11 protein-coding genes are annotated in these 11,973 nt (G+C 67.2%); all 11 read left to right on the top strand.

What is annotated here, in order from left to right; all coding sequences use genetic code 11:
- Positions 1–99 precede the first annotated feature (99 nt).
- On the top strand, positions 100–1,665 hold the full coding sequence (gene serA / locus NZ849_RS03310) for a phosphoglycerate dehydrogenase (protein ID WP_295404153.1): 1,566 nt from the start codon (positions 100–102) through the stop codon (positions 1,663–1,665).
- Positions 1,666–2,002: 337 nt separating this feature from the next.
- Positions 2,003–2,917: a sugar ABC transporter substrate-binding protein gene (locus NZ849_RS03305; RefSeq protein WP_295404151.1), complete on the top strand. Its 915-nt coding sequence runs from the start codon at positions 2,003–2,005 to the stop codon at positions 2,915–2,917.
- Between the two features lie 83 nt (positions 2,918–3,000).
- Positions 3,001–4,035, top strand: coding sequence for an ABC transporter permease (locus NZ849_RS03300; RefSeq protein WP_295404149.1), 1,035 nt, complete (start codon positions 3,001–3,003; stop codon positions 4,033–4,035).
- 2 nt (positions 4,036–4,037) lie between these two features.
- Positions 4,038–4,880 (top strand): ATP-binding cassette domain-containing protein, encoded by an 843-nt coding sequence (locus NZ849_RS03295; RefSeq protein WP_295404146.1) that lies wholly within the window; start codon positions 4,038–4,040, stop codon positions 4,878–4,880.
- Between the two features lie 15 nt (positions 4,881–4,895).
- Entirely contained in the window at positions 4,896–5,903 is a 1,008-nt protein-coding gene (locus NZ849_RS03290) for a Gfo/Idh/MocA family oxidoreductase (protein ID WP_295404144.1), read from the top strand.
- Positions 5,900–7,777: a 3D-(3,5/4)-trihydroxycyclohexane-1,2-dione acylhydrolase (decyclizing) gene (gene iolD, locus NZ849_RS03285; protein WP_295404141.1), complete on the top strand. Its 1,878-nt coding sequence runs from the start codon at positions 5,900–5,902 to the stop codon at positions 7,775–7,777. The genes NZ849_RS03290 and iolD overlap by 4 nt, the downstream gene beginning before the upstream one ends.
- Before the next feature lie 8 nt (positions 7,778–7,785).
- The gene (locus tag NZ849_RS03280; RefSeq protein ID WP_295404139.1) at positions 7,786–8,712 is read left to right on the top strand and encodes a TIM barrel protein; all 927 of its coding nucleotides are present in this window, start codon (positions 7,786–7,788) and stop codon (positions 8,710–8,712) included.
- A 10-nt stretch (positions 8,713–8,722) separates the two neighbouring features.
- A complete protein-coding gene (gene iolC / locus NZ849_RS03275; protein ID WP_295404136.1) occupies positions 8,723–9,733 on the top strand; it encodes a 5-dehydro-2-deoxygluconokinase in 1,011 nt (336 codons plus the stop codon).
- Between the two features lie 51 nt (positions 9,734–9,784).
- Positions 9,785–10,789 (top strand): inositol 2-dehydrogenase, encoded by a 1,005-nt coding sequence (iolG, locus tag NZ849_RS03270; RefSeq protein WP_295404134.1) that lies wholly within the window; start codon positions 9,785–9,787, stop codon positions 10,787–10,789.
- On the top strand, positions 10,786–11,613 hold the full coding sequence (gene iolB, locus NZ849_RS03265) for a 5-deoxy-glucuronate isomerase (protein ID WP_295404131.1): 828 nt from the start codon (positions 10,786–10,788) through the stop codon (positions 11,611–11,613). The genes iolG and iolB overlap by 4 nt, the downstream gene beginning before the upstream one ends.
- Before the next feature lie 32 nt (positions 11,614–11,645).
- The coding region (locus tag NZ849_RS03260; protein ID WP_295404128.1) for a DeoR/GlpR family DNA-binding transcription regulator at positions 11,646–11,973 on the top strand (328 nt) is incomplete at its 3' end.

Below are 11,973 nucleotides of genomic sequence, written 5' to 3'. Positions count from 1 at the left end.
CAGGCCTCCTTGTGGTCCCGGACAGGATACCACAGGGGGGCGGTGTAGTGTAGCCGTCCCGTTGCTCCTCGGGGCCGCTTCTGCTAGGGTCAAGGGTATATGTGGCGGGTTCTGGTGTCGGACGACATGCGTTTGGGGGACGTGAGGTACCCGGGGGTGATCCTGGACTACCGCCCCGGGATTGGCCGGGAGGAGCTGCTGGAGGTCATCCCCGCCTACGATGCCCTCATCACCCGGAGCCGAACCCAGGTGGACGCCGAGCTCCTGGCCCGGGGAAGGCGGCTCAAGGTGGTGGGCCGGGGGGGAGTAGGGGTGGACAACGTGGACCTCGAGGCCGCCTCCCGCCGTGGGATTCTGGTGGTCAATGTTCCCGAGGCCAACACCCGCTCCGCTGCGGAGCTGGCTTGGGCTTTGCTGCTCGCGGTGGCGCGGGGCTTGGTGGAGTCTGACCGGAAGATTCGGGAGGGCCAGTGGGACCGCAAGTACCTGGGCCTGGAGCTGGACCGCAAGACCATCGGCATCGTGGGCCTGGGGCGGATTGGGGGGCAGGTGGCCAAGTTCGCCAAAGGCTTTGACATGCGGGTGCTGGCCTACGACCCCTACATCCCCCGCAGCCGGGCACAGACCCTAGGGGTGGAGCTTTACGACGACCTGGCCGACATGCTGCGCCAGTGCCACTTCCTCACCGTGCATACCCCGCTCACCGAGGAGACCCGGGGCATGATCGGCCGGCGTGAGCTTTACCTCCTGCCTAAAGGTGCGGTGGTGGTGAACGCGGCTCGGGGCGGCATTATAGACGAAAGGGCCTTGCTGGAGGTTTTGGATGAGGGGCACCTGTGGGGGGCCGGGCTGGATGTGTTCGTGGAGGAACCGCCGGGGGCTGGCCACCCCTTGGTGCACCATCCTAAGGTGGTGCACACCGCCCACCTGGGGGCCAACACCCTGGAGGCCCAGGAGCGGGTCGGGGAAGCGGTGCTGGAGCGGGTGATAGAAACGTTGCAGGGTAACCTGGTCCATGCGCTCAACACCGGCTTTGACCCCGAGGGGCTGCAGATTTTCTCAGCCTGGCTGCCCTTGGGAGAAGCTTTGGGTAAGCTGCTGGCCCAGATTACCCAGGGCCGTCCCCAGGTGGTGGAGGTCGCGTTTTACGGGGAGTTTGAGAAGAACCCTGACCCCATTGCCTCGGCGGTGGCCAAGGGGCTGCTCGAGCAGGTGCTTGGGGCTGGGGCAGCCAACCTAGTCTCAGCCCGTCCCCTCCTGCGGGACCGCGGCGTGGCCCTTGTGACCCGTCGGGTTGAGCAGTCGCTTGACTACCGACAGGTTCTGGAGGTGCGCCTCGAGACCGACCGGGAGGTCCGCAAGGTCCGCGGCGCGGTGCTGGCGGGCAAGCCCCGCATTGTGGGCATCGATGAGCACACGGTGGAGGCCGTGCCCAGCGGGCACATGCTGGTCTGCGTGAACCGCGACCGGCCCGGGGTGGTGGGCAAGGTGGGCACGCTGCTTGGCGAGAACGGCATCAACATTGCGGGGATGCAGCTCGGCCGCGACCGCCCAGGCGGTCACGCCCTTTTCGTCCTGGCCATTGACGAGCGGCCCAGTGAAGCGGTGCTGGAGGCGCTGCGGGGGCTGGGCGTGCTTGAGCGGGTGGACCTGGCTGCGCTCTGAGCATCCTGCGGGGAGCCTGGCCTCGCGGGTTAACACCTGCCGAGTCCTTGTGCCCACACGCAAAAAGACACCTTAGCGTGGGGGTCCTGGGCAGGGGAGGGTCGGTGGGTGCTTTGGGTTGGATGGGGGCCGCCGCCAAGAGGCGGCGGCTGGGTTTTTCTGGGGGACTGCTGAAAACGAAATTTTTCTTTTCGTTTACCTTTCGGTATAGGATCGAATATATTGACAAACGAAAGTTAGAGGCCATACAATGGCTGTGACCTGAGAACTAGGGTCACAGCCGGGAAGCGGTCGCGGTGGTGTTGGGCTTGCCTTCTCGGCAGGGAGGTGTTTGGGTATGAAGAAGCTGTGGTTGGCGTTGTTGCTGGCGTTGGGGATGGGCCTGGGCCTGGCCCAGCAGGTGCGAATTGTGGTGGTCTCCCATGGACAGGCCTCCGACCCCTTCTGGTCGGTGGTGAAGAACGGGGTAGATGCGGCCGCCAAGGAGACCGGCGCCCGGGTGGAGTACCGCGCTCCCGAGACCTTCGATATGGTGCGCATGGCCCAGCTTATCGACGCAGCGGTGGCCTCGCGGCCCAGCGGCCTGGTGGTCTCGATTCCCGATGGGAAGGCCCTCGAGCGTTCCATCCGGGCCGCCGTGCGGGCCGGGATTCCGGTGGTCTCCATGAACTCCGGTTCGGACGTGGCCGAGAGCCTGGGGGTGCTCGTGCACGTGGGCCAGACCGAGTACGAGGCCGGGCTGGGGGCGGGCCAGCGCATGAAGGCCGCCGGCGTCAAGAACGCCGTCTGCGTGAACCACGAGGTGGGCAATGTGGCCCTTGACCTGCGTTGCAAGGGCTTCTTCGACGGGCTGGGCATCAAACCCAATGTGATTCCGGTCAAGATTGGAGACCCCACCGCCATCCGCAACGCGGTTTTGGCCGCTTTGCAGAGGGATCCAAGCATTGATGGGGTGCTCACCCTGGGACCTACCACTGCCGAGCCGGTGCTGCAGGCTTTGGAGGGGAAGAAGGTCACCTTCGGCACCTTTGACCTTTCACCCGCTGTATTGACCGCGCTTTCCCAAAAGAAGATGGCTTTCGCTATCGACCAGCAGCAGTGGTTGCAGGGTTACCTGCCCATCATTCTCCTGAACAACTACGTCAGGTACGGGCTTCTACCCGCCAACAAGGTCATCATGACCGGGCCGGGCTTCGTGACCCCGGAGAACGCGGCCCAGGTGATTGACCTTTCCAAAAAGGGCATCCGCTAAGCCCCCTTTGGCGGCCTCTGAAGGTTCTTGACTTTGGGACTCCCGGGGGCACCGTGCCGGGGGTCCCCTTTTTAGGGGGAGGCATGACGGTCAAAGCGCAAGATGAGCGGCTCAAGCCCATCGCCTTCTGGCAGCGGCTTCTGCTGCGCCCGGAGCTGGGCTCGGTGGCTGGATTGGTGGTGGTGTTTGCCTTCTTCGCTGTCGTGGCGGGGAGTAGCGGGTTTTTGAGCTGGGCCGGGACGCGCAACTACCTCGAGGTCGCCGCCCAGCTCGGCATCCTGGCCTCGGCAGTGGCCCTATTGATGATAGCCGGGGAGTTTGACCTCTCGGTGGGCTCAATGGTAGGGGCGGCGGCTGTGGGAATAGCCCTGCTGGCCCACCCCAGCTACGGGGACTTGCCCCTCGGGCTGGCTTTGCTGGTAACCATGAGTTTTGCTCTGCTCATCGGCTACGTCAACGGCTATCTGGTGCTCCGTACAGGCCTGCCCAGCTTTATCGTCACGCTGGCCATGATGTTCATCCTGGCGGGGGCCAACATCGGCTTTACCAAGCTCATTACCAAGCTGACCATCGTCTCAGGGTTGAACGAGAAAATCGCCCAGGACCCGGTGGCCCGGCTCTTTACCGGCGAGCTTCTGGGGCTGCCGGCCGCGGTCTGGTGGTGGCTGGGGGTTACGGCCGTGCTCAGCTTTGTGCTGCTGAGCACCCCCTTTGGCAACTGGATTTTCGGGGCAGGAGGGGATGCCAATGCGGCCCGCAACGTGGGGGTGCCGGTATGGCGGGTCAAGATCACCCTCTTTATGCTCACCGCTGCCGCTGCCACCCTGCTCGCAGCCATCCAGGTGATGGGGCTAGGCTCGGCCAACGTGCTGCAGGGCCAGGGCAAGGAGCTCGAGGCCATTGCCGCTGCGGTGATTGGGGGTTGTTTGCTTACGGGTGGCTACGGCTCGGTGATTGGAGCGGGGATTGGGGCTTTGATCCTGGCCATGGTGCAGCAGGGCATTGTGTACACCAACATCGACCTGGACTGGTTCAAGGTGATGGTGGGGGGCATGATTCTGGGCGCGGTCACCCTGAATAACTACCTGCGCAAGCTCTCCTTGCAGGTGCGGAGGTAGAGATGACTCCTCTTGTTGAGCTGCGCAAGGTGAGCAAGTACTTTGGGCCGGTGGTCGCCCTCAAGGACATCGACATGAAGGTGTACGCGGGCGAGGTGCACTGCCTTCTGGGCGACAACGGCGCAGGCAAGAGCACCCTCATCAAGACCCTTTCGGGGGTTTATCCACCCTCCGAGGGGCAGATCTTATTGGAAGGGGAGCCGGTGGTCTTCAACTCACCACGGGATGCGCTGGACCGGGGCATCGCCACCGTCTACCAGGACCTGGCCATGCTGCCCCTGATGAGCATTGCCCGAAACTTCTTCCTGGGGCGCGAGCCCAAGCGGCGCTGGGGGCCCTTTACCCTCTACGATGCAGCCTTCGCGGCCCGGGTGGCGCGGGAGGAGTTGAGGAAGATCGGCATCAACATCCGCGACCCCGACCAGCCGGTGGGCACCCTGTCGGGGGGGGAGCGGCAGTCGGTGGCCATCGCCCGGGCGGTCTACTTCGGGGCCAAGGTGCTCATCCTGGACGAGCCTACCTCGGCTTTGGGGGTGAAGGAGTCGGCGGTGGTTTTGAGGTACATCGTGCAGGCCAAGCTCAGGGGCCTGGGCGTGATCTTCATCACCCACAACGTGCACCACGCCTGGGCGGTGGGCGACACCTTTACCGTGCTCAACCGGGGCAGGAGCTACGGCACCTTCAAGAAAGCCGAGACCACCCGCGAGCAGCTCTTGCAGATGATGGCGGGCGGGGAGGAGCTGGAGGCTTTGTCGGTGGAGCTTGAGCTCATCGCCAAAAAAGACCCCATCGCCGCGGCCCAGGTGGAGCAGCGGCTGGCCGAGGACCTGCACGGGCCAAACTGAGAACCTGGAGGGGCCATGAAACCCTTGCAGATTGCCATGATTGGGGCTGGCCGGATGGGCCTGGCCCATGCCCGGGTGCTCGCAGGCTTAGCCGAGTGTCGGGTGGTGCGGGTGGTGGACACCCTCGCCCAGAACGCCGAGCGGGTGGCCGCCGAGCTCGGGGCTGAGCCCAGCACCTACCTCGAGGACGCCTTCCAGCCCGATGTGGACGCGGTGATCATCACCACCCCCACCCCCACCCACGCCGAGGTGGTGGAGGCCGCGGCGGGGGCGGGCAAGGCCATCTTCGTGGAGAAGCCCATCGCCGAGAGCCTGGAGGCCGGGCGGCGGGTGGTGGCGGCGGTGGAGCGCGCGGGGGTGCCCTGCCAGGTGGGCTTCCAGCGCCGCTACGACCCGGCCTATGTGCGGGCCAAGGAGATGATCGAGGCGGGGGTGCTGGGGCGGCTGGAGGGCATCCGGCTGGTGGGGCGCGACGTGCACCTGCCCCGGCTCGAGTTCCTCAAGACCAGCGGGGGCCTCCTGGTGGACATGGGCATCCACGACCTGGACTCGGCCCGCTTTCTGGTGGGCGAGGTGGCCGAGGTCTACGCCGTTGGGGGGGCCCTGGCCGAGCCCAGCCTGGCCCAGTACGGCCTGTTCGACACCGCCGTGGCTACCCTGCGCTTCGAGAGCGGGGCGGTGGGCACCCTGGAGGTGGCCCTGCGCACGGCCTACGGCTACGACATCCGCTGCGAGGTGCTGGGCGAGCGGGGCCGCATTCACATTGAGCGCGACCGCCGCCCCGACCTGACCCTCTACGACGAGCGGGGAGGGAACTTTGACCGCCCCCGCAACTTTGAGCAGCGCTTTGCCGAGGCCTACGCCGCCGAGATGGTGGCCTTTGCCCGCAACCTGCACGCGGGCAAGCCCCTGGAACCTGGGGTGCGCGATGCCTGGTACTCGCTGCGGCTGGCCAGGGCCGCCCAGCACGCCTTGGAGACCGGACAGATGGTGAACGTGAAGGAATTTGGAGGGGAGCTGTGAACACCCAGCGGCTTACCGTGGCCCAGGCTTTGGTCAAGTTCCTGGCCGCCCAGTTTACGGAGCGGGATGGCCGGGAAGAACGCCTCATCGCCGGGGTCTGGGCTATCTTCGGACACGGCAACGTATCGGGGCTGGGCCAGGCCCTGGAGGAGTACGGCAAAGAGGTGGGCCTGCCCACCTACCGGCCCCAGAACGAGCAGGCCATGGTTCACGCGGCCATCGCCTATGCCAAGCACAAAAACCGCCTCTCGACCTTTGCCTGCACCGCTTCGGTGGGGCCAGGCTCCACCAACATGCTCACCGCCGCGGCCACCGCCACCGTCAACCGGCTGCCGGTGCTGCTGTTGCCCTCGGACTACTTCGCCAACCGCCTGCCCGACCCCGTGCTGCAGCAGCTCGAGCACCCCACCGAGCACGATGTGAGCGTGAACGACGCCTTCAGGCCGCTTTCCCGGTTCTTCACCCGCATCACCCGGCCCTCTCAGCTCCTCTCCGCGCTGCCCGAGGCCATGCGCGTGCTCACCGACCCCGCCGAGACCGGGGCGGTTACCCTGGCCCTGCCCGAGGACGTGCAGACCGAGGCCTACGACTGGCCGGAGACCTTCTTCGCCAGGCGGGTCTGGCGGGTGCGCCGCCCGGTGCCGGAGCCGGAGGCCCTGGCCGAGGCGGTGAGGCTTATCAAGGAGGCCCGGCGGCCCCTGATCGTGAGCGGCGGGGGCACCCTCTACTCCGAAGCCTGGGGAGCGCTGGCGGCCTTCGCGGAGGCCCTGGGCATCCCGGTGTGCGAGACCCAGGGGGGCAAGGGGGCCCTGCCCTGGAACCATCCCATGAATGTGGGGCCCATCGGGGCCAATGGCGGTAGCGCGGCCAACCGGCTGGCCCGGGAGGCCGATCTGGTGCTGGCGGTGGGCACCCGGCTGGGCGACTTCGCCACCGCTTCCAAGACCGCCTTCCAGCATCCCGGGGTGCGCTTGATTGGGCTCAATGTGGCCCCCTTTGACGCGGCCAAGCTCGGCGGGGTGATGCTGGTGGCCGATGCCCGGCGGGGCCTGGAGGCCCTGCGGGAGGCCCTGAAGGGGCACGAGGGCACCTCCGCCGCCTACCGCGCCGAGGTGGAGCGGCTCAAGCGCGAGTGGGACCAGACTGTCACGGCTTACCGCACGCCCAGGCCCGAGAAAAAGGAGATGGCCCAGGCTGAGGTGATTGGCCTGGTGAACGAGGTATACGGCGGCAAGGCCACGGTGATTTGCGCGGCGGGAAGCCTGCCGGGTGATTTGCTCAAGCTCTGGCGGCCCGAGGACCCCAAGGCCTACCACCTCGAGTACGGCTTCTCCTGCATGGGCTACGAGATTGCCGCCGGTTTAGGGGTCAAGCTGGCCGAGCCCGGGCGGGAGGTGGTGGTTTTCGTGGGGGACGGCAGCTACCTGATGATGAACTCGGAGATCGTCACCGCGGTGGCCGAGGGGCTTTCCTTCACCATCGTGCTGGTGGACAACCGGGCCTTTGGCTCCATCCGGGGCCTACAGATGTCGTTGGGTTCGCCCTCCTTCAACAACGAGCTGCGGGCCCGCAACCCCCAGACCGGTCGCACCGATGGTCCTCCGGTGGTGGTGGACTTTGCCGCCCACGCCCGGGCCATGGGGGCTTCGGTCTGGCATCCGAAAAGCTATGGGGAGCTCGAGCAGGCCCTGAAGGAGGCCAGGGAGGCCCGGGGGGTGCGGGTGGTGGTGGTGCCGGTGAGCCTGGACGACCGGGTTCCGGGCTTTGAGGGCTGGTGGGATGTGCCGGTGGCCGAGGTCTCAAGCCAGCCCGCGGTCCGGGAGGCCCGCCGGGCCTATGAGGCTGCCCTCAAGCGGCAGCGCCGTTACTTCTAGGAGCCAGTATGGGTATTCGTTTTGGCAACGCCCCGTGCAGTTGGGGCACCATTGAGGGCTGGGGGCAGGGCGTCGGCTACGCCCAGATGCTCGATGAGCTGGTGGAAACCGGCTACCGCGGCACCGAGCTGGGCGACTTTGGCTACATGCCCACCGAGCCCGAGCGGCTACGGCAGGAACTACAAAAGCGGGGCCTCACCATGTTGGGGGCCTACGAGGGGGTCTACCTCAAAGAACCTGCCGAACACGGCCCTGGCGAAGCCCGGGCCCTGCGCACCGCGCGGCTCCTCCAGAGCGTGGCTGGGGTGGGGGACGGCTGGCAGCCCCTGTTGGTGCTGGCCGACGAGCACAGCCGCGACCCGCTGCGCTTCCAGAACGCCGGGCGGGTGAGGCCGGAGATGGGCCTCAGGGCTTCGGAGTGGAAGACCTTTGCCGCCGGGGCCATGCGCATCGCCCGGGCTGTGCGGGACGAGACCGGCCTGCGCACGGTGTTCCACCACCACTGCGCAGGCTACGTAGAGGCCCCCTGGGAGATCGAGGCCTTCCTCGAGCACACCGACGGCGCAATCATCGGGCTGGTGTTCGACACCGGGCACTACCTCTACGGCACTGGGGAAAACCGACCGGAGGCAGTGCTCGAGGCCCTAGAGCGCTTCTGGGGGCGCATATGGTATGTCCATTACAAGGACTGCCATCCGGGCGTGGCCAGCGAGGCCCGCGCAAAGGGCTGGAACTACAAGGAGGCCGTGGGGCGGGGGGTGTTCTGCGAGCTGGGCCAGGGCCAGATTGACTTCGGCGCGGTGACCCAGAAGCTGGTGGCCCTGGGCTACGACGGCTGGATTACCGTGGAGCAGGACGTGCTGCCGGGCATGGGGGCCCCCAAGGAGAGCGCCCGGCGCAACCGGGAGTACCTGCACCGGGTTACGGGGTACTGAAAGGGGGAGCATGGGCCAGAGCTACGACCTCATCACCATCGGGCGCTGCTCCATCGACCTCTACTCCCACGACCTGGGGGCCCCCTTCCCGGAGATTCGCACCTTTGGGGCCTACCTTGGGGGTAGCCCCCTGAACATCGCGGTGGGGGCCCGGCGGCTGGGGCTGCGCACCGCCCTGCTGACCGCGGTGGGCCCCGACAAGGTGGGGGAGTTCGTGCTGGAGCGCCTTCGGCGGGAGGGGGTGGAGACCCGCTTCATCCCGGTCAAGCCCGGCGCCCGCACCCCGGCGGTGCTCCTGGGCATCGAGCCCCCCGACCGCTTCCCCATCACCTTTTACCGCGAGAACGCCGCCGACAACCAGCTCACCATCGACGACGTGGCCGCTCTGCCCCTCTCGGAGGCCCGCGCGGTGCAGCTCTCGGGCACGGCGCTGGCCAAGGAGCCCAGCCGCAGCGCCACCTTCTACGCCGCTGAAGAGGCCAAAGCCCAGGGCCTCACGGTGTTCCTCGACCTCGACTTCCGCGCCGACGCCTGGCCCGACCCCAGGGCCTACGGCCTGGTGGTACGGGCGTTGCTCCCTTTGGTGGATGTTGCCATCGGCACCGAGGAGGAGGTGAACGCGGCCATGCTGCGCCGGCCTGAGGATGTGGTGGTCCGCCACTCGCAGATTACCGCCCCGGAGATAAGGGGCGATCTGGCGGCCAATGTGGAAGCCCTTTTGGGCCGGGGCCTGAAGGCGCTGGTGGTGAAGCGGGGGGCCCAGGGTTCGGTGGTCTATCTGCCGGGGGGTGAGGTGGTGACAGCCCCCGGCTTTCCGGCGGAGGTGGTGAGTATCCTGGGGGCGGGGGATGCCTTTGCCGCCGGGTTCATCTACGGCTATTTGCAGGGCTGGGACTACTACCGCGCGGCCCGGCTGGGCAACGCCTGCGGGGCCATTGTGGTGGGCCGCATCGGCTGCGCCGACTTCACCCCTTACCGCGATGAGGTCATGGAGTTTATCGAGTCTAAGGGGGGGTTCTGAGGGTGCGGTATGGCCCGCAAACCCCTGCTTGCATTTATCGGAGGAAGACGCATGTCTAAATCGTTTGGAGTAGCCCTGCTGGGCGCTGGCCGGATGGGCATGGAGCATGCCCGCACCCTGCTGGGCATTGCGGAGGCTCGGGTGCTGGCGGTGGCCGACCCCAACCTGGAGGCGGCGGAGGCCGCCCGGAGCCTACTGCGGGCTGAGAGGGCCTACCCAGAGCCGCTCGAGGCCCTCCAGCACCCTGGGGTGGAGGCGGTGGTCATCGCTACCCCCACCGAGACCCACGCCCGCTACATCGAGGCTGCGGCCCTGGCGGGTAAAGCCATCTTCTGCGAAAAGCCGGTGGCCAAGGAACTGGCCGAGACCCAGCGGGTGATGCGGCTGGTGGAGGAGCGGGGGGTGCCTTTCCAGATTGGCTTCCAGCGCCGCTACGACCCCGCGTATCTGGAGGCTAAGCGCCGGATTGAGGCCGGGGAGATTGGCCCGGTGGAGCAGTTCATTGCGGTCATGCGCGACCCGGCCCCGGCCCCGCTGGACTACCTCAAAACCTCGGGGGGCATCTTCGTGGACCAGGCCATCCACGACATTGACTGCGCCCGCTACCTGGTGGGCGAGGTGGAGGCGGTGCACGCCTGGGGGGCGGTGCGGGTGGACCCCCGGATTGGCGAGATCGGCGATGTGGACACCACCAACCTCTCGCTGCGCTTTGTGGGCGGGGCTTTGGGGGTGATTCAGAACTCCAGGCGGGCGGTCTACGGCTACGACGTGCGCACCGAGGTCTTTGGGGCCAAGGGCAAGCTGGTGATGGACGCCACCCCCAAGACCCCCCTGTGGCGCTACGGCCAGGGGGTGCAGGCCGACCACTACCACTTCTTCATGGACCGCTTCAAGGAGGCCTACCGGCTGGAGCTCGAGGCCTTCTTCCGGGCCCTGCGGGAGGGCCGCCCTCCCAGCCCCGGGCCCAAAGATGCCCTCGAGTCGCTGCGCATCGCCCTGGCGGCCACCCAGAGCCTGAAGGAGAACCGCGTGGTGAGGCTGGAGGAGGTGGCATGAACCACTACACACCCCGGCCCGGACGCGTGCGGGTGGAGGTGGCGCCGCAGGGGGCGTGGAGATACCTCTTCTTCCGGGTGCTGGCCCTGGTACCCGGCGAGGTGGAAGCGGGGGCCACGGAAGGGTGCGAGGTGGCCCTGGTGCCCCTCTCGGGCCGGGTGCGGGTGGAGGCGGGCGGGCAGGTGTTCGAGCTAGCCCGCAGGGATGTCTTCGGCGAGCTCCCCTCGGTGCTCTACCTGCCGCCGGGTATCGCGTACCGGATTGAGGCCCTAAGCGAGGCTGAGCTGGCCCTGGGTGGGGCCCCTGCCGAGGGGCGCTACCCTCTGCGCCTCTTCCGCCCGGAGGAGATGCGGGTGGAGATGCGCGGGGGAGGCAACGCCCTGCGCCAGGTGAGCCACATCCTGGGGCCCCACCTTCCCGCCGAGCGGCTCATCCTCTACGAGGTCTACACCCCCTCGGGGCACTGGTCGGGCTGGCCACCCCACCGGCACGACGGGCGGATGGGCTCTTTGTACATCGAGGAGACCTACTACTACAAAATCCGGCCCGCCCACGGCTTTGCCATCCACCGCAACTACAGCCCTGAGGACGGCCTGGACGAGCTTTTGCTGGCCCAAGACGGCGACCTAATCCTGGTGCCCCGGGGCTACCACCCGGTGGCCGCTCCCCCTGGTTCCAATGTCTACTACCTCAACTACATGGCCGGGGAGGCAGTAGGCGAGGCCCGCGCCACCCCCCCGGTGGACGACCCGGACTGGGCCTGGATGCGGCAGGACTGGGCGGGCCGGCCCCTCCGGCTGCCCGTGGGTGGTGAGGAGGACTGAGTTTCGGGGTATGTTGATGGGGGAGGCGGGCGGTGCGGAGCGAGGAACGGCGCAGCAAAATCATCGAACTACTGGAGCAAAAGGGGTCGGTGCTGGTGGAGGATCTGGCGGCCACCTTTGGGGTGAGCCAGGTGACCATCCGCAAGGATTTAAGCGAGCTCGAGGCCCGCGGCCTGCTGCACCGCACCCATGGGGGGGCCACCTACACCCACAAGAGCCTGTTCAACCCCTCCTTCCGGGAGAAGATATACCTCCAGCAGGCCGAAAAACAGGCCATCGCCAAGGTGGCCCTGGGTTACATCGAGGAGGGCGATACCCTAATCCTGGACGCGGGCAGCACCACCCTGACCCTGGTTCGGT

Source organism: Meiothermus sp., from assembly GCF_025060375.1.
GTDB lineage: Bacteria > Deinococcota > Deinococci > Deinococcales > Thermaceae > Meiothermus.
Note: the sequence above shows the minus strand (reverse complement) of the source record. Positions and strands in the feature narration are given on the sequence as shown.